The following is a 23,367-nucleotide window of genomic DNA, read 5'->3' on the forward strand; positions in this document are numbered from 1 at the left end:
CATGCATCCCCTCTTAAAAAAGGCTATAGAGGAGAAGTTTGGGAATCTTAATGAGCTCCAAGAGAAAGCTTTTGAAGAGGTTAGCTCTGGGAAGAGCGTTTTAATAGTTGCCCCAACGGGAAGTGGAAAAACTGAAGCAGCTGTATTGCCTGTTTTTAATGCAATTTTAGAAGAGAAGCTATATCCAGTCTCTGCTATCTATATTGCTCCTTTAAAGGCGCTTAATAGAGATCTTCTCGACAGGCTGCTCTGGTGGGGGAAGAAGCTTAACCTGAATGTAGAGGTCAGACATGGTGATACTTCCACCTATAGAAAGGCCCAACAGGTCAAAAAGCCCCCTCACATGCTCATCATAACTCCCGAAACTCTTGGGGTAATCCTAACGATGAAGTCCTTCCGAAAAGCCCTCAAAAACGTTAGGTTCGTAATAGTTGACGAGATAGTAGAGCTTGTTGACAACAAGAGGGGTGCCCAGCTTAGCTTGGCCCTTGAAAGACTCGCTGAGTTTGCCGATTTTCAGCGAATTGGACTTTCAGCAACCGTTGGGAATGAAGAAGAAATCAAAGCTTGGCTTAAAGCAGATGTTGTAGTCAAACCACCGATTGACAAGGGCTACAGGATCAAAGTCCTCTTTCCTCAGCCTGATGAGAGGGATCTTGGGCTTGCTCAAAACCTGAGCGTTCCCCTCGATGTTGCCACTAGGTTGAGGGTTCTCTGGGAGATAATAGAAAAGCACGAGAGGGCGTTGGTTTTTACGAATACACGACAGTTTGCTGAAATTCTTGCCCACCGCCTGAAAGCTTGGGGCAAGCCTGTTGAAGTTCATCACGGCAGTCTTTCACGAGAAGCAAGGATAAGTGCCGAGAAGGCTTTAAAAGAGGGTAAAATAAAAGCCCTTGTGTGCACATCTTCTATGGAGCTCGGGATTGACATTGGAGATATAGATGTTGTCGTGCAGTATATGAGCCCAAGGCAGGTTAACAGACTAATTCAGAGGATAGGTAGGGCAAAACATAGGAGAGGAGAAATTAGTGAAGGTTACATAATTGCCACAAATGTTGAGGATTATCTTGAGAGCTTGGTAATAGCCCAAAGGGCGCTTGAAGGAAAGCTTGAAGCCGTTGAACCTTATGAAAATGCTTTGGATGTTCTTGGGCATTTCATCGTGGGTCTTTTAATAGAGCATAAAAGACTGCCAAAAGAGGTTCCTTTTGAGATCGCCAAGAGGGCATATCCTTACAGGAGGCTGAAGTGGGAGGAATACGGTGAAGTTTTAAACATGTTAAGCGAGGCGCGTTTAATTGGTTATGACGAGGAGAGAGGCCTTCTTTATCTGAGGAGAGGAGCCTACCAGTATTATTATGAGAACCTTTCCACAATTCCAGATGAAATCAGCTACAGGGTTTTTGACATAAAAAGCGGGAGAATAATTGGGCGTTTGGATGAGAGCTTCGTGATGGATCTTGAAGAGGGAGTGGAATTTATAATGCACGGTAGGAGTTGGATTTTGCTAGGGATTGATGAGGAATCCAGGCTGTTAAAGGTCAGAGAGAGCAAGAGTTTGGAAAGTGCGGTGCCGAGCTGGGAGGGGGAGATGATTCCAGTTCCCTTTGAAGTAGCCCAAGGTGTTGGAAGACTCAAGAGGGAGCTTCTTTTCAGCTTCAGCTCTGGTAAGGGTCTTATCTCTAAAGTTGATTTCGACGATGAGGAGCTTGAGCTTGCCCTCTCAATTTTAAAGAAGCAGGAACCGTTAGGCACTGATAGGGACCTTGGAATAGAATCCCTTCCAAAAGCTTTAATTCTCCATGCAGACTTTGGGAACAAAACGAACGAAGCAATCGGGAGGTTCCTTTTAGCATTCTTGGCCGCAAAATACGGAAAAGTTTTTTCCATGAAGGCACAGGCCCATGCAGTAGTGGTTAACTCTCCTTTCCAGCTCAACCCAGGTGAAGTTAAAAGCTACCTTCTCCAAGATGCAAGGGCACTTTCCTTTGTTCTTTCTAAGGCTGTACGAGAAAGCCCGGCCTATAGGTGGAGAATGCTTAACGTGGCGAAGAGGATTGGGGCATTGAAAAAAGAGGCAAGGATAAGAAAAGTAGAAAGGCTCTTTGAAGGAACCATAATTGAAAAAGAAACATTAAATGAGCTTTTCCATGATAAACTCGACGTGAAGAGGGCTGAAGAAGTTTTGAAAGCTATTAAGGATGGAAAAATTCGAATAAAAGGAGTTTTAAGAAAAGAACCTTCGCCCCTCGGTGTCCTCAACCTAAGCGTTGGCCGGGAGTTTTTAGTTAGTGGGGAGCTTGAAAGGGATGAGATACTAATGTTATTTAAGGAAAGACTTCTCAACACAGAAGTTGTGCTGATATGCACCAACTGTGGGTGGAAGAGCACTACAAAGGTTCTACGCTTGAAAAACCGTTTAAATTACCTTCAATGCCCTAAGTGTTCCTCTAGGATGATTGCCGTTGCACATCCAATAGATGCCGAACTGTTTATTTCCTCACTGAAGAAGCTCAAAAAAGGAGAAAAACTTGAAAAAGAAGAGGAAAGTGCTTATAGGAGACTGATAAAGGCGAGTGATCTGCTCAGGGCTTATGGTTTTGATGCCCTCTTGGCGCTGGCAAGCTACGGCGTCGGTGCAGACACGGCTGCTAGGCTTTTAAGCCAGTATAGGGGAGAAGCACTCTTGGTAGCTCTTTTGGAAGCTGAGAGGAGGTATATAAGAACAAGGAAATTTTGGAAAGATTAGTTAACTCCTCCCGTAGATCTCGTTAACTTTCCTCAAAAACTCGCTTGCTTTTACTACATCCCTAACGTCTATCCTTTCGCTTTTTGTATGAGAGATATCAAGGTTTCCTGGACCGAAGACGATCGTCTTTGTTCCGTTGTACATGAAGTTAATTGCATCTGTCCAGCTTCTCATTCCTCCGAACTCTTCTAGATCAACCTCTTCCATAGCTTTTTTGGCCAGCTGCACAATCTCTTCGTCCTCATCCAGCTCATAGCCGTCCCATATCTCCGTATACTCGTAGCGAAGGGTATATTCATCTAAAATAGGCTCCATTAAGTCCAAAACATCCTCAACCTCTTGGTTGGGTAAGAGCCTCGCTTCAAATCTTCCTCTGCAGAGGGCGGGGATTAGATAATATGGGTTTTCACATATCAGCTCTTGCAGTCCTATGTAAGCATCGAAGTATTTCCCCTTCTGCTTGAACGGTTCAAGAGCTTTAAGTTCCTCTATCATTTTGTAAGCCTGATCTATAGCGTTTATTCCGCTTTCAGGGCAAGCTCCATGTGCTTCTTTTCCGTCAACTTCGAAGTAAGCCTCTATGTTTCCAGCGTGGGCTATGTGCACTTCAAGGTCAGTTGGCTCTATTACTATTGCCATTTTTGGTTTATAGCGTTCCATAAAAAGAGCTGATCCCATTCCGCCTTTTTCTTCATCGCTTACAAATACAACTCCAACATTGAGATCTTGCTTTTCTTTTTTGAGGCTCTCAAGCATTAGGAGAACACTTGCCAGCCCTCCTTTAACATCGCTTGCTCCAGTTCCATAGACGATGTTCCCCCTAACAAAAGGTTCGGCTCTTATGTCTATTGTGTCCATGTGAACTTCAAAGAATAGCTCTGCTTCCGGGTTTACAACAAGGTCAATTACCTTCCCATCGCTCTCTATGTGAACTTCATAATCTAATTTGTGTAGGAACTCCATTATATGCAAGGCAAGACGATCTTCATGCCCTGATGGAGATGGGATCTTTAAGAGCTCAACCAAAATGTCTTTTGCTCTCTCGGCTTTCATTTGGGTCACCTAATATGGTTAATCTTCACAGATGCTTATAAACACTGTGGAAAGGAAAAGTTTATGTTGGCTTCACTCTTATTACTCTTGGGCGATGAAGAGATTCATCCCTCCTGACGGGACTTGCTCCCCCGAGATGAAGAGGCGGTCCCCCCTCGAGCCTTCTTTGAGGTGATTGCGATGATTCCTATAGAAATTCCACCAAATACAGTAATGCTTAGGGGAATAGGGTATGATTCAAACATCTATTTGTTTCGAGACGGAAAGGAAGGTGTGATAATCGACACGGGAACAGGGGTTTACTGGCACAGGTATTTTGAGGTGTTTGAGAGGGAGGGCTACCTTGAGGGTCTCGAAAAAATCACAATTATAAATACCCATGAGCATTTTGACCATATTGGGGGTAATAGGAAGTTTAAGGAGCTTTTGGAAAAAAGAAATATTGAGGTTACCTTTGCTGCTCACGCTGTCGCGGCAGATGCTATTGAAAAAGGTAACGACTATGTTATTCTATCGTATGCCTACGGAAGACGGTTTACGCCGCATGATGTGGATGTGAGGCTTAAGGATGGAAGCATCTTAGGTGTTGGTGGTAGGGAGCTTAGGGTCATCCATACACCCGGTCATACTGCGGGGAGTCTCTGTTTATATGAGCCGAGGGAAAAAGTTCTCTTTACAGGGGATACCTTGTTCAAAGGCACAGTCGGAAGGACCGATTTGCCTACAGGAAGCTTTGAAGAACTGGTAGAAAGCCTAAAGAAGCTGGAGTCTTTAGATGTTTACATTGCTCTGCCCGGACATGGGAATCCCATAATGAAATGGGAAGAGAACTTTGAATCAATCAAAAAGGTTTTGGGGGCTTTTGAGTGAGAAAGGGATTCGTTAAAGAGGTTCTCTCCAAAATTAAATACGATCCAAGGGAGAGAGAGGAGGATTATTATATAGTTATTGAGCATCGGGGAGCGTATGGGAATGTCAAGAAAATCCCTGTCGAGCTTATAGAATTGGGCCACGGCTATTTCTTTATTGAAGATACTCAGATCCCTTATCACAGAATCCTGGCTGTCGTTAGAAAAGATGGAAGGGTTGTTTGGAAGAAGAGGGGGCTAGGAGATGAGGTGAAATTCTGAGCTCAGGACACCTTTTTCACTTTCGCTAAAAGCATTTAAATCCCCGGATAAGATTACGTAGCTTTGGTTTATTACTGCATAGTCTTTGATGTAGGTTAGCACTTCGAAGAACTTTTTAAATCCAAGTCTTGCATTCAAGTGCTCTATTCCTTCTATAGCCAGAATAGAGTTTCCCTCCTTTAAGAAGTCGATCATAAATTTCCTTGCTTCGTCAAACCTGTCTGGAGAGATGGAGCCAACTGTCGGGATGTTTGTTAACCAATATACCTCAACATTGTCCTTAAACAATTTTTTGACTTCATCTGGAGAGTCCCTTGTTATGATTGCCACTCTATGCTTATCAGCGAGATTCAAAAGGAAGTAGCGTGCTTTGAACTTGGTGGAGAAAAGATAACCACCCGGGGCGAGTTCCTTGATCTTAACCTCATCTTCAGAAAGTGCCAGTAAAAGCTCGTAAAGCTCTCTCAGCTTGTCATAGTGCTCCCCTTCAATGTGGGAAAGCTCATATAGGGTTGATCTTAGATTCTCGTCTTTCGTTACCTTTGAGAGGATCTCGTAGGTTTCTTTTATAGCAAGCTCGAGATCCATGCATGTTCTGATAATTTTGAGGTGCTCTCGAATAGTTTTAAGAGCTTTTGTGGCTCTTTTGTTCTGGAAAAATGAGAGTTCAGGAGGCTTTGGTTCTTCCCCTACGTAAAGCAGTTGGAATTTTTCGTAAAGTTCTTTTTTCTTCTTAATGCTCTCCTCTGAAAATGAAGAAAACAACGTCTTAACGCTTTCTAAACTGCAGTTTTTAGAAAGTTTTTCATAAAAATTGGCTTCGTGTTCTTTGTTGAAAATCAGAAAGCTCAGAACGTCCTTGGGTGATTTTTCTCGAAGATATCTAATAATTTGATCATCCTGAACAATTTCTTCCCATTCCATTTTACCTCCCATAATTTTTGTGGAGTTCAAATAGAAAAGCTTTTCTATTCCCTTCTTTATGATGGAAGGGGGTTCAAGTGATAGACGCTCACGCCCATGTGGAGATGTTCAAGAAAGAAATTCCTGCCATCGTTGAAGATAGCCAAAAACATCTGGATGCCATAGTTGATTCCATAACTGAATACAGGAAATTTCACGTATGGAAAAGTTGGGAACTTCTAAAGCCTTATTTTGGGTTCATATTCCCAACCTTGGGCTTTGCTCCAAATGAAGCAAGGAGAGGCAACTGGGAAAAGGTCAAGAGGGTTGAGGAGTTTATAATACAGCATAGGGATGAGATTGTTGCCATTGGCGAGATCGGGCTTGATTACTACTATGCCGAGACAGAGAAGGAGAGAAAAAATCAGCGGGAAATATTTCAATATCTCCTCGACTTGGCTCTGGAACTTGGTAAGCCGGTTGTACTTCACGCAAGGGATGCGGAAAGAGAAGTTTATGAGGCTGTTCAAAGAAAAGGCCTTTATGGATATTTCCACTCCTACACCGGGGATGTTGAAACGGCGAAGGAAATCGTTGAGAACGGTCACTTTATAGGTATAAGCACGGGAGTAGCTTTCATTCCTGAAGTTAGGGAAGTCGTGAAGGCTTTGGACGTTGAGAGCATTCTCGCTGAGACCGATGCCCCATATATGAGCCCTTTCAAGGGTGAAAAGAATAAGCCGTCTTATGTAAAGTTTGCGGTGGAAGAGATAGCCAACTTAAAGGGCATGCCGATTGAGGAGGTAGAGGCAATAACCCGAGAAAACACTGTAAAATTCTTTAAATTAAATCTGAGGTGATCCCTATGGAGGAAGTTGAAAAGATAAAGGCATTATGCAAGGAACTTGGTGAGGAGCATCTTATTAGTGCAGTTGATTCCTTTGTAAGCCTTCAAAAGGAGCTCTCCAGCAAAAAGGGAGAAGATTTTATAAACATTTCCATACTGGGCTTTATCGAGGGGATTCTGGTAAGTCTCTCGAGAAAGCATGAAAGCGAAAAAATAAATGAGCTTCTGGAGGATGTCAGGGCAAAAAGATCGGAGCTGGAAGAGAAGTTTAAGAAGCCGAGAGTCCCGCTCTTTGAAAATCCTTAATCAGCCCTGGCTGTACTCCTCATAGCCCTAGGGCTCGGGATAGGGTCTCATCACCAGCCCGTAATTGGGTTTGGTGAACTGGTTTTAATACTTTTCCCTTAATAGAAATCTTTAAAGAGCTCACCTTCCTGCAGATAGCTTCTTTTTAGTTTGAGTGCAGTTTTTGCCTTTTCAAGCTCCCGTCCGAGATAGAAAGCGTGTCTGGGTGAGATCTCAAAATGCTCCAAAATTGTGTCGATTATTGCATTGGGCTCTTCTCCAACCACTGTTAGAAGCTGTTTAGTGCCCCTATGCGCTATCACCCATATCTTGCCATTCTTGAGGAAGATTCTAAAGTAAATATCCTCAAGCTTCACGCTCTTTTCCCTGGCATTTACGATGGGGGATTCCACTTCATAAATAATACTCTCGCTTTTCTTTTCTTTTAGAAGTAGTAGGTCAAAGCCAAGATCCTTGGGAATATCAAAGAACATCATGTCTAAAGCCCTTCTCAGCTCCTTGACGCTTCCTCTGCACTTCGGGCTCACCTCTGTAGTCAGAAGAAGTGAGATGTTTAGTTCTCTCGCAACTCCAGCCAGTAGGGCGTTAATCCCTACACTGTCTGCATCTATCATCTCCACAACGTTCCCAACTCCAGCTAGGAGGACATCTTCGCCATGTCTTTCCCTGTAGAGCTGAAAAGCCGAAATGGAGCGGGCTAAATTGGGCACATGCTCAAGAATCAAATCTGGGATAACTCTCTTGTATCCTAAAGAAAATGCCCTTTCTTTAAGTTTCTCCAGAAATTCAACCCTTTTTTGTGGATTAGTGGGAAAATATCCTTTCTCCTGATTTGTTGGAATTAAAACAACGGGTTTTTTAGTTACTAAGGCCTCTAAGTTGCTCTCATCAACACTTAAAAATAAATCTGCAAAATCGAGGGCCTTTTCAATCTCTCTTGGGTTCAGGGAATCAAAGCTTATTGGCACCTCATACCCGGATCTTTTTAGGGCTTCTCTGAGCTTTGGAATGGTCTCAACGAAGCTGAGATGCTCTTCTCCGCTAACCATCCCTATATCAATTATGTCGGCTCCGTTTTTAAGGTAGTAAAGGGCTTTATTAAAAAGCTCTTCAAAGCTGAGCTTTGGGGCATCTACAATTTCGGCTATTATCCTCTGCGGAAAATCAAGCCCAACTGGCAAATTTCCTATAAGGAAGTTATAGGGTTTTTTAAGAGCTTTTTCAATGTATCTTTTGTTCTTTGTTCTGTTTTTGATATCTTCAACTTTCTTGAGGGCATCTATTTCGAAAAGATCATCAGCGGGGATCTCTTTGCTTAGCTTAAACCCTTTTTTGAGCGCCTGGATTACCTGGGGTATATCGCAAGCGTTTCTTGGCCCTTTAAACGTGGGGATTCCAATGGCATCTTCGATCTCTTGGGCTGACCCTCTTACAAGTCCGGGGATTAATATTAGATCATAATCACTTACGGGGACTTTTTTTAAACAGTTTACAATCATTCTCGGAGTAAGAAAAGCTGCCACACTAACGGGACATACAAACACATCACACCCGTTTCCATACCTCCTGACTAAGGGTTCCGCAAGGATACCCGTGACGAGTAGGATTTTCATGTTATCATTCTCGCATTTCATGGTTATAAATCTCTCTCAAAAGGTTTATTAGAGCAATGGTTCTCAATTAATCGAGGCAGTTTCATGATAGTAGTGGAAAACCTTACCAAGAGATTTGGCGAGAAAACAGTGCTCAACGGGATAAGCTTTCGGGTTAATGATGGTGAAATTTATGGACTTTTAGGCCCCAATGGAAGTGGAAAATCTACCACAATGAAGATTCTGGTTGGTATAGTCAAACCGACTTCTGGCAAGGTGGTTATAGCCGGCGTTGATCCTTTAAAAGACCCTGTAAGGGTGAAGGAGGTTGCGGGATTTGTACCCGAAACGCCTGTTCTATATGAAAGCCTAACTCCAGAAGAGTTCTTTAACTTCATTGGAAGTGTTAGGGGAGTTGCCAGAGAAAAGCTGGAAGAGAGGGTTAGTTATTTAGTCAAAGCCTTTGGGATCGAGGAGTATCTAGATCAGTTTATTGGAACGCTGAGCTTTGGTACTCAGCAGAAGATTTCTATTATCTCTGCCTTGCTTCACGACCCGCAGGTTCTTGTTCTTGATGAGGCCATGAACGGCCTTGATCCTAAAAGTGCCCGGATATTGAGAGAGCTTTTGCTCGAGTTTAAGAGAGAGGGGTGGAGCATAGTGTTTTCTACCCATGTGCTGCCTTTGGCAGAAATGATATGCGACAGAATTGGGCTTATCTATAGGGGAGAGCTTATTGCGGAAGGGACGATGGAAGAGTTAAAAGAGAAAGCTCATGAAGAAAACTTGGAAGATATATTTCTCAAGCTGACGGAGAGCAAAGGGGAGGTAGAAAATATTTTGCAAGCCCTAAAAGATGCGTTATAGGTGGTTCTATGCTTGAAATCCTTTACCGCGAGCTCCATTACCAGATAGCGAAGAGAAACCCCCTAATAGCAAATGATGAGAAACAGTTCCAAAAGGCAATTAAAAATGCTATGAACATTAAACGCAACATCGCTATTCAAATCCTTGGTTTTCTTCCATTTGGCCTGTTGATGGCGTCTACCTTTGCTTTCACCACTGAGAAGCTAGTTCTTTCATCTCTCATGGTTTCTCTTGCGTTGATACCTTTTGTCTTTGCAATGTACGTTACTGCAGTGCAGACCTCGTATATTCTTTCGGTAGGCTTGTTTGAACCTTTAAAGCTCCTTCCCGTAAAATTGGGCTCTAGGTATCTCAGCGGTCTTTTGCTTCTTGAAATTGCACCTTCCCTCGCCACAGTCCTTCCAAGTGCCCTCTTTCTCATGGTGGAGTACCCTTTATCGGGATTTCTTGCAGTCCTCTGGCTACTCTTGGGGCTATTTTTGGGCCACACGCTCGGATTGCTCTTGGTTAACTTCTTTTCTCTCGGGATACACCAAAGAGCAGGGAGAGGGTATTCTTTGAGGAGCTTTGCCAGGGTTGTGATGTTTTTGCTTTTTATAGGCATGTTCATGATGATGAACTACCTTCAATATTACATAAGAGACCATTCTGAAGAGGTTGCCGATATAGTAGAAAAATACTTTGTTGCCTATCCCTTTGCAGTCTCCTCTGTCTTTGATCCTCCGAGAAGTATGGCCCTTTTTCTTGCATATCTAACTACTTTTGGGCTTGTGTACTATCTAACCCTCAAGGGGGTGTGGAAGAAGATTCTCGAGCCTACCGTGGTTTCGGAAAGGCGTAGCATCTCAAATTTTAAGGCGTCGCCAAAGGGCAAAATCTTAGCTCTGGTTTTAAAAGATTTCAAGATATTTGTTAGAAAACCGGCAATGCTTGTTGCTTTTCTCTTTCCCATCTACATAATTTTTCCAACACTTATCTCCGCCCTTCAGCGAGGAAGATTAGGATTAGAAGAGCTTTTGCCTGTGCTCTTTATGATTGGCCTCTTCTCCGTTCCCGGCGCTGATGCAGTTCTCAAAGTTGAAGGGAAGAATCTGGACTTCCTCAAGACCCTCCCCATAAAAAAGAGGGATTTCGTCATTGCAAAAGTTATATCAATGGCCCTTATTCCGACCTTCTTAGGGTTTTCCTTGGTTGCTCTTGGCATCGTTTATGATCCAGAAGCTTTTAGTTTACTTTCCTATGCCATTTTCCTCCCGTTTATAGCTTCTTCAATAACGATGCTTTATTTTTTCAGGTATAAGGGAGAAGAGATTGGTATCCCTGAGCTCAGATGGCCGCAGATAATCCTTATGTTCATAATCGTTGGTATAGTTTTTGGCATTATTGCCCTTCCGATTTTTGTAAGTTCCAGCTTGATTGGAAGCGAACTGATAGTCCTTGCGGTATCTTTAACTCTTGCATTTCTCCTTGGAAGGCTCAGCAGGTAATGTGGAATATCCCCAGTGTTTTTCTCTTTTTCCTAAGTTCGTTGAAGAGTTTAGCTGCCTCAGGAGTGGGTTTTTCAATTATCTCTTTTCTCTCTACTAGCTTTCTGCTTTCTGGAAGAAGTGAGAGCATTCCATAGATACCTGTTCCAACAACAAGTACCTCGAAATCTTCTTTTAAATACTCCCTCAGCTCTTCTGGATCGAGTTTGTGGCTTGTTCCGTGTTTTTCTTTTGAGATCCACTTTTTACGCTTTTCAATCTTTCCGGAGGGATAAAGGATAACGTCATGAGAATATTCCTTCCCGTCTATGCTTATCTTTCCAAATTCAACTTTCTCTATCATCTTAACCACCCAAAACACGAAGTGCATCTTCTATAATCTTCCTATGATCAAAGGCAAGCTTCAGGTTTTTTATCTCGCTAAGGCTAAAAACCCTCGCTTCACTTGCATCGTCTCCTCCCTTTAGGGTTCCCCTACCCTTAGCTAAAAAGGCTATTGTAACGGTATGGCCTCTTGGGTCCCTATTTGGGTCACTGTAAATCCCTATGAGATCTAAGAGCTCTATTTTCAGTCCAGTTTCTTCTTTTGCTTCCCTTACGGCGGCATCTTCAACCCTTTCCCCGTATTCTACAAACCCTCCTGGTAGAGCCCAATAACCTTTATACGGTTCATTACGCCTCTTTATCAGCACTATCCCGTCTTTGTAGAGTATTACGAGGTCCACGGTTAAGCCTATACATTTGTGAATCTCTGCTTTAACGTCTGGATATTTGTTTTTTATCAGCTTTTCTACATCTCTTTTGATTGGAACTATATCGTACCCTCTCGGGGCTTTTAGGAGGAGGACGTATCGCTCCATACAACCACCTCGGTCAAGTCCCTTCTCATCATCCCTCAGCGTGCTGACGTTTCCTCATCGGTGTTTACTTTCTCCACCTTCACAAATTTAGCCTTTTCTAGGGCTTCTTCAATAGGGAAGTCAATGGTTCGCCTTTCCAAAAAAGTCGCTGTAAAGGCATTTGCCCTCTTCAGGGCTTGAATAAATGGACATTCCTTGTAGAAATATGCAAAACTTGCTAGGAAAACATCTCCAGCACCTGTAGGATCCCTTGCATCTATTTTAAGGGGATGATAAATGTACCTCTCTCCTTTGTAGTAGGCTACTCCTCTTTCAGCGCCGTTTGAGATTAAGAGAACCTCCAGATCAGAGGGGTTTAGGTTTTTTAGGTGTATGAATTCATTGGCATCTGCATGGACAACCTGTGCATTTTTTAAAAACCCTCCGTTTATATCTTTCAGGACAACTCTACCGTTTTCGACGTCCCTAAGGAATCCTTGAACATCTACGACAACTTCCTTGGCTCTTACAGCCTCCAGTGTCTTTGGGGGAAGTTCATTTGCGACAGGGTTTAGCAGGATGATATCAAACTTTTCTTGGGGAATCTCATCAAGGGTGAAAGGATCGGCCCTGGAGAGAAGCTTAAGTTGTCTGCTGTCTTCGTTTAGATAGAGGAGTTCATAAGTTGTGCTTTCTTCAGAGGGGATTATTATCGTTGATATTCCGTAGGATTCAAGTTCTTCAAGCCATCTAATTGGAAAGTCCCTCCCGATTTTAGTCAAAACCACTACTTCACAGAACTTTGAAAGTGCAAGGGAGGAATAATATGCTCCCCCACCAATCCTCTCGGTTTTTCTTCCATTTTTTATTATGATGTCATGGGTTAAGTGTCCAATCACCAAACATCTCATTCCATTCACCGCAAGGTTTAATTAGGTAAAGCCCCTTTTTAAATTGATGCCTATGTTTGAAGGGGTTTTTGTTCCACACATAACTCCGTTTGATGACGAAGAAGAGATAAATGAAGAAATGTTGCGTGAACTTGTCCATTATTTTGCTGATGCCGGTTTAAACGGCCTGGTAACTTTGGGGAGCAATGGGGAGTTTCCCTATTTGAGCTTTGAGGAGAAGCTCAGGGTTCTTAAGATTGTGCGGGAGGAATCCCCAGTCACCGTCATAGCTGGCGTTACCGAGAATTCCACCAAGGAAACGATAAGGCTTGCAAAAGAAGCTTGGGATATAGGTGTAGATGCCCTCTTGATAGCTCCCTCGTACTACTTCAAGCCCGACAAAAGAGAGCTCTTTGCCCACTATTCCAGAATTGCCTACGAGGTAGAAGCTCCTATCTTACTCTACAACGTCCCAAAATTTACCACAATTAACTTAGATCTAGATGTAATCGAGAAGCTTGTGGATGAGCATTCCAATATCGTCGGGATAAAGGACTCAAGCGGGTCAATAGGGAGGATAGCAGAGCTTATAAGGCGAGTGGGGGATAAGATAAGCATCTTAGCCGGAACCGCTGATGTTATGTATCCTTCATGGATGCTGGGAGCGCATGGGGCCGTTGTGGCGGTTGCAAACGTCGCTCCGAGGCTCTGTGTTGAGCTTTACAATGCATTTCTCGAGAGAAGGTATGAGAGGGCAAGAAAACTCCAGCTCATGATAAACTACCTCAATGAGGTTGTTGTCAAAAGGTACAACCAGATAAGTGCGATAAAAGAGGCTATGAGAATGCTTGGCTTTGAAGTAGGCTATCCAAGGATGCCAGCTTTGCCCCTTGATGAAAGGGCCCTTGAGGATATAGAAAGGGCTTTAATTGAGATAGGTCTTTTGTGATACACAAGTTTGTGAACAACCTATGGTTTAAAAAAGAATTAAAAACTCCCTTCTGTAGTTTTGATTAGGTGGGGAAAATGTGTTTGGCTATACCTGCTAGAGTAGTTGAAATTAAGGATAACGTTGCGATAGTCGATTTTGGTGGAGTTAGGAGAGAAGCTCGCATAGACTTTGTGAAGGACGTTAAAGTTGGTGATTACGTTATAGTTCACACAGGATTTGCTATTGAAAAATTGGACGAAAAGGCAGCACTTGAGAGTTTAAAGGCTTGGGAAGAAGTCATGAACCTTGTGGAGGAGTGAACATGGAGCTTTCGATTTTTCAGGACAGGGAGCTAGCTCAAAAAATTCTCCAGGGAATAAAACGGGAGGCAGAGAAAATAGGTAGAGAAGTAAAGCTAATGCACGTCTGCGGCACCCATGAAGACACAGTAACGCGAAGTGGAATAAGATCTCTCCTTCCGGAAAACGTTAAAGTCATGAGCGGTCCCGGGTGTCCTGTTTGTATAACTCCAGCCGAGGACATTGCAGCAATGATGGAAATAATGCGCAAAGCAAAAGAAGAAGGGGAAGAGATTATTCTAACTACGTTTGGAGACATGTATAAAATCCCTACCGCGGTAGGGAGCTTTGCCGACCTGAAGAGCGAGGGATTTGATGTTAGAGTTGTTTATTCAATTTACGATTCTTATAAAATAGCGATACTGTTAGGATAAGCTGTGGGGTGTCAGGTTTAAGTTACTGGCAGTACTTTAGAAAAAGAAGGGGGAACATGAAGTCTGAAACCATTATTTACTGGGTGGTTTCAGCCTTAAAACCCTTTCGTCGCAACAAAATCCCACCAGAAAAGAAAATCAGGGGAGTAGAATTATACCTGCGAGGCCTCAGTTACCGGCAAACCGCCAGAATACTCAAAATCAGTCACGTAACAGTCTGGGAGGCAGTCCAAAAACTCGCAGAAGCAGTTTACAAGCCAAAAATCCTCGCAGTCAAAAAACAGCGAAACTTCATCGCAGTTGACGAAACAGTAATAAAAATCAACGGGAAGAAAAGATACCTCTGGGCTGCAATTGACGTTGAGAGCAAGGAAGTTTTAGCAGTCTGGATTACGACTGTTAGAAACTGGTGGGTTGCCAGGGATTTCATTCTGGTTGTTTTAAAGTCGTGTGAAGGGCAGCCTGTCTTTCTGGTTGACAGGGCGAGCTGGTATAAGTCTGCTTTTAAGAGTTTGAGGTTGGGTTATCTGCATGTGACTTTCGGGCCGAGGAACAGTGTTGAGCGCTGGTTTAGGACGTTGAAGGAGAGGACGAAGCGTTTCTGGAATAATTTCAGGGGTAAAGACTGGAGGAGGGTTCATAGGTTTGTTTTTCTGTTTGCCTTCTGGTATAATTTTGTCAGAATTCATTCTAGTTTTGGTGATCCGCCTGGTGATGTTACTGAATGGCTTCAGGAGGTGATGCCCCAGTTATCCTAACAGTATCAAAATAGCACTCAAAGAGAAGGACAAGACGGTAGTTCACTTCTCTCCGGGATTTGAAACCACAACTGCCCCTGCCGCAGGCATACTGAAGGAGGTTATAGAGAAGGGGATAGAGAACTTTAAAATTTATTCAGTTCATCGTCTAACTCCTCCTGCCGTTGAGGCATTGATTAAGCAGGGGACGGTTTTTGATGGTTTAATTGATCCGGGACATGTTTCAACAATAATAGGAGTAAAGGGCTGGGAGTATATAACAAAAGAATATGGCGTTCCTCAGGTAGTGGCGGGTTTTGAGCCGGTTGATTTTCTCATGGGTATATTCATGCTCCTGAGAATTATAAGAAAAGGGGAAGCAAAAATAGAGAACCAGTACACAAGAGTTGTGAAATACGAGGGAAACGTTGAGGCTCAAAGGACGATAGAAGCTCTCTTTGATGTTGTTGATGCAAAGTGGAGGGCTCTTGGAGTTATTCCGAAGAGCGGGTTAGAGCTCAAAAACGAATACAAAGACTATGAGATAAGAACCTTTTACAAGGTAAAGCCTCCAGAGCTGCCAGATTTGGAGAAGGGATGCATATGTGGGGCTGTGCTTAGAGGGTTGGCTCTGCCTACTCAATGCCCGCTCTTTGGAAAGAAGTGCACTCCAAGGAACCCCGTCGGTCCGTGTATGGTTTCTTATGAAGGAACGTGCCAGATATTTTACAAATACGGGGCGCTCTTTTGAGCTGTTGTTTTTCTTTATATTTGCGGCAGGATATTCTACAACGACCTTTCTGGGGTTTAAAAGAAGCACAGAGGCTCAGAGGGTGTTCACGTCATCACTCCTCAGCATGCTTGCTAATCGTCATCGCCTGAAATACCTATGCTCCTTCGTTTTTAAAGCTATCCTCAAAACATAGGAAAATTTTTATGGTTGTAAAACAACAATATCATGAAATATTTGGAGGTGTTGTCCATGATTAAGGCATCAAAACGGGCTATGAGCATCGAATATGCTATTAGAGATGTTGTTCTGCCTGCAAGGGAGCTTGAAAAGCAAGGGGTAAAAATCATCAAGCTCAACATCGGTGATCCTGTGAAGTTTGACTTTCAGCCACCGGAGCACATGAGAAAAGCGTATTGTGAAGCAATAATGGAAGGTCACAACTATTATGGAGACAGCGAGGGAGATAGAGAGCTTAGAGAGGCCATTGTGGAGAGGGAAAAGAAAAAGAATGGTGTGGATATCACTCCAGAAGATGTTCAAGTTACAGCGGCTGTTACAGAAGCTTTACAGTTCATTTTTGGAGCCCTTATCGATGGGGGGGAAGAGATACTAATCCCCGGGCCGAGCTATCCACCATACGTTGGGCTTGTGAAGTTTTATGGAGGCATCCCTAAGGCTTACAGAACTATTGAAGAAGAGGGGTGGCAGCCGGATGTAGATGACATGAGAAAAAAGATAACCGAAAAGACAAAAGCGATAGCCGTTATAAATCCAAATAATCCAACTGGAGCTCTTTATGAAAAGAAAACCCTTCAAGAGATAATAGACCTTGCTGGGGAGTATGACCTGCCCATTATAAGTGATGAGATCTACGATATGATGACCTATGAAGGAAAGCACGTTTCTCCAGGTTCATTGACTAAAGATGTGCCTGTAATAGTTATGAACGGCCTCTCAAAGGTTTACTTTGCAACTGGGTGGAGATTGGGTTATATGTACTTCGTGGATCCAGAGAACAAGCTTGCTGAGGTTAGGGAAGCAATAGGAAAGCTCGCAAGGATAAGGCTCTGTCCAAATACTCCAGCTCAAAAAGCAGCAATAGCTGGCCTTAGAGGACCAATGGATTATCTCGAAGAATATATGGCAAAGCTGAAGGAGAGAAGGGATTACATTTATGAGAGGCTTAACGAAATGCCGGGAATAAGCACCCAGAAGCCCCAAGGAGCATTCTACATCTTCCCCAAGATTGAAGAAGGGCCATGGAAGAATGATAAAGAATTCGTCCTTGATGTTCTCCACAACGCCCATGTGCTCTTTGTTCACGGTTCAGGGTTTGGAGAAGGCGGAGAAATGCACTTCCGTTCGATATTCCTAGCTCCTATTCCAGTGTTAGAGGAGGCCATGGACAATTTGGAGAAGTTTATGAAGGAGAGGCTTGGCTGATTCCCCTTTTATTATTTTGTGCTTTTCAAGATTTGGAAGAAATTAAACCAAACTCACCCTCCAGATACGACTGGGATGACTTCGACGTAATCGTTATCCTTAATGGGATCGTCTTCTAAAGCTACCTTTCCGTTTACCTTGGCTATGGCGCTTTCTGTGTTAAATCCGACAGCCTTGAGGACGTCTTTAACCTTCATACCTTTCTGATACTCCAGCTCTCTCTCGATTTTTCTTCCGATCACTCTCACCTTGATCATAATCACCACCGGAAAGGAATTCCTACATAGGTTTTTAACTTTGTCGAAAAAACTCTTTAAGTTTCTGAAGGATATATAAACGTCGATGATGGTCGAGGCCCGGCACTGAAGGGTGATGAAGGCCATCACACCTGAGACAAACTCTATATGCACCTTATAACCTTTTTTCTTTTCTGAGAACAGCACTTTCAACAGTTTTTGTAATTTCAATAAGAGTCCTTGGATAATAGCATCAGAAAGTTCCAGAACAGAGCAAATTTATGGCGGACCGGCGGGGATTTGAACCCCGGACCCTCGGCTTAGGAGGCCGATGCCCTATCCTGGCTAGGCTACCGGTCCACTCCCGTTTCCTATCCTCTCTCACTGGCTTATAAATCTTTTGTTAAACAAAATAGTTTAATAGAAATCAAAGGGTATTTAAACTTCCCTTCAAAACTTTCTCTGGTGTGGCTGATGGTGGATGAGCTGGACAGAAAAATAATCTCTATTCTTCAGGAAGATGCCCGATTGTCCTATAGGGAGATAGCGAAAAAAGTGGGAGTTGCTGTGGGAACGGTGTATAACAGAATAAAGAAGCTTGAAGAAGAGGGGATTATCCGAGGGTTTGCTCCAAAATTAGATTACGCTAAACTTGGCTATGACCTTACGGCTATAATTGGAGTTAAGGCTCAGGGAAAGAGGATAATTGAGATTGAGAGGGAAATAGCCAAAGATCCTCATGTTGCTTGTGTTTACGATGTTACGGGGGAATACGACATAATAGTCATCGCAAAATTCAAGGGAAGAGAGGATATGAACAAGTTTGTCAAGAAGCTTTTGAGGATAGATGGGGTGGAAAAGACTTACACTCATGTTGCAATGGACATAGTAAAGGAAGATTTAACGCTAGAGGTCTAGGAAGTTCCTCACAAATCTCCTCGCCAAGTTTTGCACAGTTTCAGCGGGCAACTTTACTTTTTCTCCGTTCACCGTGCCTTCAAATATTAGTGGAATTGGATTTAGAGTTTCTATAACCTGAAACTCCTCATTTTCGTTTAGCGTTGCCTTTAGAACTTTTCGATATTCTTGAGGGGGTACAACCTTTATAACGCCATGCAGCTCCAATCTCTCTCCACATTCCTTCTCATTGCAGATAAAGTCAAACTCCTCCCCGAGCTTTGCCTCCACCATTATGCTCTTTCCAGCCACATTGTATATCATAAACCTGTCTTCATTCTCCAAATTTTCCATATTAAGTCCTCCAAATAAATAATAAAAGTCAAAGCTTTACCATAACGTCCACGGGGATGTTGTATTCCTCTTTTATCCTGTCTATTGCATTGCCGGCACTTATAAGGAAGAACATTCCTGCAGGTGTTGCATTTGCCTGCTTGCACATCTCTATGAGAGCCCTTTGGGTTTCTCCACTCCTCACAACATCGTCAACTATTAAAACTCTCTCTCCCTTTTTAATTGCCCAAGAAGGGAGGTACAGCGTCATAACGCTTCCTGAAGAGCTTGAGACATAATTTACCTCGTAAAACTTTTCCACTCCAACTTCTTTCTTCTTCTTTGCGTAGACGACATCTACCCCAAGTTCGTTTCCAATGTGAATTGCCAGAGGGATTCCATCCGTAGCCGCCGTTAGTATTTTGTCTATGTCCATCTCCATGTACCTTGAGGCAACGCTCTCAGCAATAAGGCTCATTAGGTCTGTATCGCTGAGAATTTTCAAGTTATCAAACAATCCATGTTTATCAAAAACTATTCTCTTCTTAACCTCCTCTTCAAGGTTTACGTATGGGGAGAGAACCTTTATTAGCTCTTTGGCACGCTGCGTGCTTGGAAGGACTTTTCCCCTCACGTATCTGTTGAGCACCGTTATTGGAAGTCCAGTGATCCTTGAGAGTTCTTCATATGTATAGCTCTTTTTTAAGAGCCTTAAAATCCTGATGACACGGAGTTTCTCTTTAACTGCCTCTATCTGACTCAAGCTCCCACCTCCTGCTGGTGGGATAATATTGACAAGAAAATGTATAAATAGGTTTCGGTTTATGCTCAAATTATAAGATTTGCTGGTTTATTCTGGTGATTGGAGATTCCCATTTTTTGCCGGTATTCCGAAATTACCTCACCAAAATATCGCATGACAAAATCTAAATCTATATGCTCTCCATCTGGATGATTAACCCCCTTACAGAATGGATCTTCCTTTACGTACACCTCGATAACGAGTTCATGCTTGATTAGAATAAAGGGGTAAAGCCTGCATGCCAATGGCCGTTTGGGATAAATCTTGCACTTTCCATTTTCCCCAAGGAAAACACAGCCATCGTCAAACGGTCTCTTCTTAAGTCCGTATCCCAAAAACTTATCTCCCCTGTAGAACATTTTCTCATAATCCACGAACTCCCACGCGTTAAATCCCAAATCCTCTATTCTTGTTATATCCTCATCTCTGAGGGGTATCTCAAGGTTTATGCAACAGTTAGCACACTGAAGGCATTTAAATTTAAAAGAGGGATCACTTTTAATTTGCAGTGTTTCTAAATTTATTGTCGCTACCCACCTCTTCCTCACCTTTTTATCACCTCAGCTCCCGTAAGAGCTTGCTATTAGTGTTTCGGTCATCTCGATTTCCCTTATTTTCCTTAAAATCTCGTCATGGAAGCTGTCTAACTCTTTAATGCTCTCAATTTCAACTCGTATAATTATGTCGTATTCTCCATAGACTTTGTATATCTCCTTCACTTGGGGGACGTCCTTCAGCTTTTCATATACCACGTCTTCATTTCCGGGCTTTACAATAATTAAAATAAATGCCTCCATCATATGCCCAACCCTCCAAAGTTAAACTTCTTGGCCATCTTAGCCAATTTTCTTTTGTCCATACCCTTAAAGAATTTTTTCATCTGTTTATACTGGTTGAGCAGTTCTTTTACATCTTTTGTGGTCGTGCCAGAGCCTCTTGCTATTCTCTTAATTCTTGAGTAGTTTATTATCTCAGGATTTTCGAGCTCTTCCTCGGTCATAGAGTCCATAATGACCTTAAATTTTTTCAGTCTTTCTTCACTTACCTTAATTACCTCATCGGGGATAGAATAGCCCATTCCGGGGATCATCTTTAGTATCTGCTGGAGTGGTCCCATTTTTCTCATAGCTTCTAGCTGGGCATACATGTCTTTGAGATTAAACTTCCCTCTTAAGAACTTTTCAACATCCTCCTCTTTGAATTCAGTCTCTTTGCTAAGCTCCTCGAACTTCTCCAGCAACCCCTGAATATCTCCCAGTCCTAAGAGCCTCGAAACAAAGCGCTTTGGGTCAAAGGGCTCTAAATCGTCTATTTTCTCACCAACACCAATGAACTTTATTGGAGCTCCAGTCGCTACAACAGCAGAAAGAGCCCCTCCACCTTTGGCTGAGCCGTCTAGTTTGGTTACAATTATCGATCCTATAGGAGTTGCCTCCTTAAAAGCCAATGCCTGATTATACGCCTGCTGTCCAATTGTTCCGTCGATTACGAGAATAACCTCGTGAGGATTTATCGCTTCGCTTATTTGCTTCATCTCTTCTATGAGGCCTTTCTCCTCCTTGTGTCTTCCTGCTGAGTCCACTATTATAACATCTACGCCCTTCTTTTTGAAGTACTCTACACCCTCTTTAGCAAGCTTTACTGCATTTTTTTCTTCAGGATCTCCAAAAACCTCAATTCCATACGGCTCTACCAGCTGTTTTAACTGGAAATAAGCACCTGGACGCCAGGTGTCCGAACATACCAAGCCGACTTTGTACCCATGTTTTTGGAAATATCTTGCGAGCTTTGCCACGCTTGTGGTTTTTCCTGATCCTTGGATACCAACCGTTAAGAGAACAGCGGGCTTTTCTTTTATCTCTATGGGCTTTGCCTCTTTCCCTAAAAAATTAGTCAGTTCCTCATAGACTATCTTAATTATGTGCTCCTTTTTGGAGACTCCAGCTGGTGGCTTTTCTTCTAAAGCCCTCTTCTCAATTTTCTTGGTAAGATCAAGAACTAGACGAACGTTAACATCACTCGTAAGTAAGGCCCTCTGAATGTCTCTAACTACCTCTCTCACAAGGGCCTCATCAACTGCACTGGCACGCGCAAGTTTTCTTAAGGCGTTGTTGAGTGACTGACCGAGCTTGTCTAATACCATTTTTCCTCCACCATATGTAAAGCTGTCCTTAGGTTTATAATCCTTAGCTCTCTGGCCTTTGTACTGATGTGTCTATTTTGAAAAAGAAACACTCGGAGAGTTATTTCAGCTGTTCATGCATGTACATTAAACTTTGAACACGATCATTCAGCTGTTTTTCCGAGAGTTTTGCATTATTCCGCTCATTCATAGCTAAAAAAGAGCTGAAAATGTTTTTAAACGAAATTAATCTAATTATATTCGAGTGAGAACTCAAAAAAGAAGGGAGGTGGGAGAAATGGAGATGATATCAAAGCTTTATGATTACCTCTATATGAGAGAGCTTGAAAAAAGAAAAAGAAGGCCTGTAGTTGAGGAGCTTGCATTCCTTGAAGGTTTATACTAATTCCGCCCCTTTAGTTTCTTTTCCAAGGGCAAGAACGTCCAGGGCCCCTATAATTGAGATCACGGCGATTACAAGCACAGCCACTCCAACGGTTGAGGTTTCCATTATTCTCCCTGCCAATATTGGAGCTAGCCCTCCTCCAATTCTTGCCATCGCCCCTGCCCATCCTGTTCCAGTTCCCCTAACCTCTGTTGGATAAAGTTCGGGAGTGTAGGCATATATAGCCCCCCAAGCTCCGAGATTGAAAAAGCTGAAGAGTACGGCACTTGTGAGTATCATGTAAACGTTTCCTGAACTTGCGTAGTGGTAAAACATGACTCCAGCCAAGCCGGAGAGCAGTAAATATGTGGAGAGCGTTTTCTTCCTCCCTATCCTTTCGAGAAGATAAGCTGCACTCCAGTATCCCGGTAGCTGGGCTACGGCAGTTATTATAAAGTACTGGAAGCTCTTAAAGACAGTTATCTTCAAAGTTGCTGCTAGGAACCTTGGAAGCCATATGAAGAATCCGTAATAAGCAAAGGCTATGCTGAACCACGCAATTGAAAGCATTAAGGTTATTTTGCTGTACTTTTTCCAGAGCTCTATTATTGTTATCTTTGCTTGTTTGCCTTCTTGTACTTTAATATCTGCTTTTCTTCCGATTATCCTTTCTATGACCTTTTCAGCTTCTTTTGTTTTTCCTTTGAGAGCTAGAAATCTCGGGGACTCTGGAAGCCAGAGTATTACTGGAAGCAACAGCAGTACACTTCCCCCAAATAAGAGTATGCTTCTCCAACTGGCTTTTAAGAGGATTGCGACTATTCCTATTATTATCGTACCAACGGCCCAGAAGCTTTCCAAGATAGATATCATGGCTCCTCTAATTTTTGAGGGCATGAACTCGGCAAAGTAGGAACTCGCAACGGGCAAAGCTCCCCCCAAACCAAGCCCAACTATAAACCTAAGTGTTATAAGCTGATTTAAGCTATTAGCAAAGCTACTTGTGATGCTTCCCAATCCAAAAAGCGAAACTGCTAATGTTAAGGCGTTTTTTCTCCCTATATAATCTGCAACTGTCCCGAAAAGCCATGCACCGAAGAGCATCCCCCATAATGCTGCAGATCCCATTGCTCCAAGTTTGCTCAGACTCCCCTGAAACGCCGGTTCTTTGGTTAGGAGGGGAATGACAAAGCTCACGGAGAGAGTGTTTATTGCTATGAATGCCCATACCGTTCCAAGGATGGCCAGAAGGATGTAGTGAAACCTTCCGAATCTTGCCTTGTCTATTACCTCCATGACCATCACCGAACAAATGTTCGGTTAATGCTTTTTAAATCTATTGCAAATTT

The 23,367-nt window shown here is 42.9% G+C and carries 25 protein-coding genes, 1 tRNA gene and 2 pseudogenes; 14 read left to right on the forward strand and 14 right to left on the reverse strand.

Features of this window, described 5'->3' with window-relative positions:
* Position 1 precedes the first annotated feature (1 nt).
* Positions 2-2,752: a DEAD/DEAH box helicase gene (locus ACZ5NL_RS08900; RefSeq protein ID WP_464841936.1), complete on the forward strand. Its 2,751-nt coding sequence runs from the start codon at positions 2-4 to the stop codon at positions 2,750-2,752.
* On the opposite strand, the gene ACZ5NL_RS08905 is transcribed toward ACZ5NL_RS08900, so the two are convergent.
* Entirely contained in the window at positions 2,753-3,805 is a 1,053-nt protein-coding gene (locus ACZ5NL_RS08905) for a M20/M25/M40 family metallo-hydrolase (RefSeq protein WP_464841938.1), read from the reverse strand. It abuts the gene before it with no gap.
* Between the two features lie 180 nt (positions 3,806-3,985).
* Here ACZ5NL_RS08905 and ACZ5NL_RS08910 point away from each other — a divergent pair, with 180 nt between their 5' ends.
* Together ACZ5NL_RS08910 and ACZ5NL_RS08915 are read left to right on the forward strand one after the other, a co-directional pair.
* Complete coding sequence (locus ACZ5NL_RS08910) at positions 3,986-4,675, forward strand: MBL fold metallo-hydrolase (protein ID WP_464841940.1); 690 nt, start codon at positions 3,986-3,988, stop codon at positions 4,673-4,675.
* A complete protein-coding gene (locus tag ACZ5NL_RS08915; RefSeq protein WP_464841941.1) occupies positions 4,672-4,935 on the forward strand; it encodes a DUF504 domain-containing protein in 264 nt (87 codons plus the stop codon). Before ACZ5NL_RS08910 ends, ACZ5NL_RS08915 begins: the two co-directional genes overlap by 4 nt.
* On the opposite strand, the gene ACZ5NL_RS08920 is transcribed toward ACZ5NL_RS08915, so the two are convergent.
* Positions 4,912-5,859 carry a DUF835 domain-containing protein gene (locus tag ACZ5NL_RS08920; RefSeq protein ID WP_464841942.1) on the reverse strand — a complete coding sequence of 316 codons (948 nt, stop codon included), beginning with the start codon at positions 5,857-5,859 and terminating at the stop codon, positions 4,912-4,914. The two genes, ACZ5NL_RS08915 and ACZ5NL_RS08920, sit on opposite strands and share 24 nt — an antisense overlap.
* 77 nt (positions 5,860-5,936) lie before the next feature.
* Here ACZ5NL_RS08920 and ACZ5NL_RS08925 point away from each other — a divergent pair, with 77 nt between their 5' ends.
* Both ACZ5NL_RS08925 and ACZ5NL_RS08930 read left to right on the forward strand, forming a co-directional pair.
* A complete protein-coding gene (locus tag ACZ5NL_RS08925; protein WP_464841944.1) occupies positions 5,937-6,698 on the forward strand; it encodes a YchF/TatD family DNA exonuclease in 762 nt (253 codons plus the stop codon).
* A 5-nt stretch (positions 6,699-6,703) separates the two neighbouring features.
* Positions 6,704-6,991, forward strand: coding sequence for a DUF3216 domain-containing protein (locus tag ACZ5NL_RS08930; RefSeq protein WP_464841946.1), 288 nt, complete (start codon positions 6,704-6,706; stop codon positions 6,989-6,991).
* A 98-nt stretch (positions 6,992-7,089) separates the two neighbouring features.
* Here ACZ5NL_RS08930 and ACZ5NL_RS08935 read toward each other — a convergent pair whose 3' ends face one another.
* Positions 7,090-8,604, reverse strand: a complete 1,515-nt coding sequence (locus tag ACZ5NL_RS08935; protein ID WP_464841948.1) for a dihydropteroate synthase-like protein — start codon at positions 8,602-8,604, stop codon at positions 7,090-7,092.
* Positions 8,605-8,688: 84 nt separating this feature from the next.
* On the opposite strand from ACZ5NL_RS08935, the gene ACZ5NL_RS08940 reads away from it, so the two are divergent.
* Complete coding sequence (locus tag ACZ5NL_RS08940) at positions 8,689-9,450, forward strand: ABC transporter ATP-binding protein (protein ID WP_464841950.1); 762 nt, start codon at positions 8,689-8,691, stop codon at positions 9,448-9,450.
* An 8-nt stretch (positions 9,451-9,458) separates the two neighbouring features.
* Positions 9,459-10,937, forward strand: a complete 1,479-nt coding sequence (locus ACZ5NL_RS08945; RefSeq protein WP_464841952.1) for a hypothetical protein — start codon at positions 9,459-9,461, stop codon at positions 10,935-10,937.
* Here the strand turns inward: ACZ5NL_RS08945 and ACZ5NL_RS08950 are convergent.
* From ACZ5NL_RS08950 to ACZ5NL_RS08960, 3 genes are read right to left on the reverse strand one after another with little or no spacing between them, the layout of a single operon-like run.
* Positions 10,927-11,280 (reverse strand): Mth938-like domain-containing protein, encoded by a 354-nt coding sequence (locus tag ACZ5NL_RS08950; RefSeq protein WP_464841953.1) that lies wholly within the window; start codon positions 11,278-11,280, stop codon positions 10,927-10,929. The genes ACZ5NL_RS08945 and ACZ5NL_RS08950 overlap by 11 nt on opposite strands.
* Position 11,281: 1 nt before the next feature.
* On the reverse strand, positions 11,282-11,797 hold the full coding sequence (locus tag ACZ5NL_RS08955; protein ID WP_464841954.1) for an NUDIX domain-containing protein: 516 nt from the start codon (positions 11,795-11,797) through the stop codon (positions 11,282-11,284).
* 35 nt (positions 11,798-11,832) lie between these two features.
* The gene (locus ACZ5NL_RS08960) at positions 11,833-12,687 is read right to left on the reverse strand and encodes a PfkB family carbohydrate kinase (protein WP_464841956.1); all 855 of its coding nucleotides are present in this window, start codon (positions 12,685-12,687) and stop codon (positions 11,833-11,835) included.
* A 46-nt stretch (positions 12,688-12,733) separates the two neighbouring features.
* On the opposite strand from ACZ5NL_RS08960, the gene dapA reads away from it, so the two are divergent.
* The 6 genes and pseudogenes from dapA to ACZ5NL_RS08990 all read left to right on the forward strand — a co-directional run bounded on the left by dapA (position 12,734) and on the right by ACZ5NL_RS08990 (position 17,243).
* On the forward strand, positions 12,734-13,615 hold the full coding sequence (gene dapA, locus ACZ5NL_RS08965; RefSeq protein WP_464841957.1) for a 4-hydroxy-tetrahydrodipicolinate synthase: 882 nt from the start codon (positions 12,734-12,736) through the stop codon (positions 13,613-13,615).
* A 77-nt stretch (positions 13,616-13,692) separates the two neighbouring features.
* Complete coding sequence (locus ACZ5NL_RS08970) at positions 13,693-13,917, forward strand: HypC/HybG/HupF family hydrogenase formation chaperone (RefSeq protein WP_464843449.1); 225 nt, start codon at positions 13,693-13,695, stop codon at positions 13,915-13,917.
* 2 nt (positions 13,918-13,919) lie between these two features.
* Positions 13,920-14,315, forward strand: a pseudogene (locus ACZ5NL_RS08975) (hydrogenase formation protein HypD); the annotation flags it as partial.
* A 71-nt stretch (positions 14,316-14,386) separates the two neighbouring features.
* Positions 14,387-15,088 (forward strand): IS6-like element ISPfu1 family transposase, encoded by a 702-nt coding sequence (locus tag ACZ5NL_RS08980; RefSeq protein WP_011011522.1) that lies wholly within the window; start codon positions 14,387-14,389, stop codon positions 15,086-15,088.
* A pseudogene (hypD, locus tag ACZ5NL_RS08985) lies at positions 15,087-15,818 on the forward strand (hydrogenase formation protein HypD); the annotation flags it as partial. The gene ACZ5NL_RS08980 and the pseudogene hypD, both read left to right, overlap by 2 nt.
* Before the next feature lie 231 nt (positions 15,819-16,049).
* A complete protein-coding gene (locus ACZ5NL_RS08990; RefSeq protein ID WP_464841958.1) occupies positions 16,050-17,243 on the forward strand; it encodes an aminotransferase class I/II-fold pyridoxal phosphate-dependent enzyme in 1,194 nt (397 codons plus the stop codon).
* Positions 17,244-17,296: 53 nt separating this feature from the next.
* Here the strand turns inward: ACZ5NL_RS08990 and ACZ5NL_RS08995 are convergent, their stop codons facing one another.
* Both ACZ5NL_RS08995 and ACZ5NL_RS09000 read right to left on the reverse strand, forming a co-directional pair.
* The gene (locus tag ACZ5NL_RS08995; RefSeq protein WP_464843451.1) at positions 17,297-17,500 is read right to left on the reverse strand and encodes a MoaD/ThiS family protein; all 204 of its coding nucleotides are present in this window, start codon (positions 17,498-17,500) and stop codon (positions 17,297-17,299) included.
* A 261-nt stretch (positions 17,501-17,761) separates the two neighbouring features.
* Positions 17,762-17,839, reverse strand: a tRNA-Arg gene (locus tag ACZ5NL_RS09000).
* A gap of 111 nt (positions 17,840-17,950) precedes the next feature.
* Here ACZ5NL_RS09000 and ACZ5NL_RS09005 point away from each other — a divergent pair.
* On the forward strand, positions 17,951-18,397 hold the full coding sequence (locus ACZ5NL_RS09005; RefSeq protein WP_464843452.1) for an Lrp/AsnC family transcriptional regulator: 447 nt from the start codon (positions 17,951-17,953) through the stop codon (positions 18,395-18,397).
* On the opposite strand, the gene ACZ5NL_RS09010 is transcribed toward ACZ5NL_RS09005, so the two are convergent.
* The 6 genes from ACZ5NL_RS09010 to ACZ5NL_RS09035 all read right to left on the reverse strand — a co-directional run bounded on the left by ACZ5NL_RS09010 (position 18,386) and on the right by ACZ5NL_RS09035 (position 23,314).
* Complete coding sequence (locus ACZ5NL_RS09010; RefSeq protein WP_464841960.1) at positions 18,386-18,730, reverse strand: hypothetical protein; 345 nt, start codon at positions 18,728-18,730, stop codon at positions 18,386-18,388. The two genes, ACZ5NL_RS09005 and ACZ5NL_RS09010, sit on opposite strands and share 12 nt — an antisense overlap.
* Positions 18,731-18,758: 28 nt before the next feature.
* On the reverse strand, positions 18,759-19,472 hold the full coding sequence (locus ACZ5NL_RS09015; protein ID WP_087037453.1) for a phosphoribosyltransferase family protein: 714 nt from the start codon (positions 19,470-19,472) through the stop codon (positions 18,759-18,761).
* A 65-nt stretch (positions 19,473-19,537) separates the two neighbouring features.
* Positions 19,538-20,059 carry a YkgJ family cysteine cluster protein gene (locus ACZ5NL_RS09020; RefSeq protein WP_464841962.1) on the reverse strand — a complete coding sequence of 174 codons (522 nt, stop codon included), beginning with the start codon at positions 20,057-20,059 and terminating at the stop codon, positions 19,538-19,540.
* 12 nt (positions 20,060-20,071) lie between these two features.
* Entirely contained in the window at positions 20,072-20,311 is a 240-nt protein-coding gene (locus tag ACZ5NL_RS09025; RefSeq protein ID WP_464841963.1) for an Lrp/AsnC family transcriptional regulator, read from the reverse strand.
* A complete protein-coding gene (locus ACZ5NL_RS09030; protein WP_464841965.1) occupies positions 20,308-21,654 on the reverse strand; it encodes a signal recognition particle protein Srp54 in 1,347 nt (448 codons plus the stop codon). The genes ACZ5NL_RS09025 and ACZ5NL_RS09030 overlap by 4 nt, the downstream gene beginning before the upstream one ends.
* Positions 21,655-22,030: 376 nt before the next feature.
* A complete protein-coding gene (locus ACZ5NL_RS09035) occupies positions 22,031-23,314 on the reverse strand; it encodes an MFS transporter (protein ID WP_464843454.1) in 1,284 nt (427 codons plus the stop codon).
* Positions 23,315-23,367: the final 53 nt, after the last annotated feature.

This window comes from Thermococcus aegaeus (genome assembly GCF_055393685.1).

Bases quoted from the DNA above. Each gene is read 5' to 3' on its own strand.
- ACZ5NL_RS08905 (WP_464841938.1), bottom strand. From the start codon at position 3,805: ATGAAAGCCGAGAGAGCAAAAGACATTTTGGTTGAGCTCTTAAAGATC.
- ACZ5NL_RS08910 (WP_464841940.1), top strand. From the start codon at position 3,986: ATGATTCCTATAGAAATTCCACCAAATACAGTAATGCTTAGGGGAATA.
- ACZ5NL_RS09030 (WP_464841965.1), bottom strand. From the start codon at position 21,654: ATGGTATTAGACAAGCTCGGTCAGTCACTCAACAACGCCTTAAGAAAA.
- ACZ5NL_RS08920 (WP_464841942.1), bottom strand. From the start codon at position 5,859: ATGGAATGGGAAGAAATTGTTCAGGATGATCAAATTATTAGATATCTT.
- ACZ5NL_RS08980 (WP_011011522.1), top strand. From the start codon at position 14,387: ATGAAGTCTGAAACCATTATTTACTGGGTGGTTTCAGCCTTAAAACCC.
- ACZ5NL_RS09035 (WP_464843454.1), bottom strand. From the start codon at position 23,314: ATGGAGGTAATAGACAAGGCAAGATTCGGAAGGTTTCACTACATCCTT.
- ACZ5NL_RS08950 (WP_464841953.1), bottom strand. From the start codon at position 11,280: ATGATAGAGAAAGTTGAATTTGGAAAGATAAGCATAGACGGGAAGGAA.
- ACZ5NL_RS08900 (WP_464841936.1), top strand. From the start codon at position 2: ATGCATCCCCTCTTAAAAAAGGCTATAGAGGAGAAGTTTGGGAATCTT.
- ACZ5NL_RS09010 (WP_464841960.1), bottom strand. From the start codon at position 18,730: ATGGAAAATTTGGAGAATGAAGACAGGTTTATGATATACAATGTGGCT.
- ACZ5NL_RS08945 (WP_464841952.1), top strand. From the start codon at position 9,459: ATGCTTGAAATCCTTTACCGCGAGCTCCATTACCAGATAGCGAAGAGA.
- ACZ5NL_RS08990 (WP_464841958.1), top strand. From the start codon at position 16,050: ATGATTAAGGCATCAAAACGGGCTATGAGCATCGAATATGCTATTAGA.
- ACZ5NL_RS08960 (WP_464841956.1), bottom strand. From the start codon at position 12,687: ATGAGATGTTTGGTGATTGGACACTTAACCCATGACATCATAATAAAA.
- ACZ5NL_RS08970 (WP_464843449.1), top strand. From the start codon at position 13,693: ATGTGTTTGGCTATACCTGCTAGAGTAGTTGAAATTAAGGATAACGTT.
- ACZ5NL_RS08935 (WP_464841948.1), bottom strand. From the start codon at position 8,604: ATGAAAATCCTACTCGTCACGGGTATCCTTGCGGAACCCTTAGTCAGG.
- dapA (WP_464841957.1), top strand. From the start codon at position 12,734: ATGCCTATGTTTGAAGGGGTTTTTGTTCCACACATAACTCCGTTTGAT.
- ACZ5NL_RS09025 (WP_464841963.1), bottom strand. From the start codon at position 20,311: ATGATGGAGGCATTTATTTTAATTATTGTAAAGCCCGGAAATGAAGAC.
- ACZ5NL_RS08930 (WP_464841946.1), top strand. From the start codon at position 6,704: ATGGAGGAAGTTGAAAAGATAAAGGCATTATGCAAGGAACTTGGTGAG.
- ACZ5NL_RS08955 (WP_464841954.1), bottom strand. From the start codon at position 11,797: ATGGAGCGATACGTCCTCCTCCTAAAAGCCCCGAGAGGGTACGATATA.
- ACZ5NL_RS08940 (WP_464841950.1), top strand. From the start codon at position 8,689: ATGATAGTAGTGGAAAACCTTACCAAGAGATTTGGCGAGAAAACAGTG.
- ACZ5NL_RS08995 (WP_464843451.1), bottom strand. From the start codon at position 17,500: ATGATCAAGGTGAGAGTGATCGGAAGAAAAATCGAGAGAGAGCTGGAG.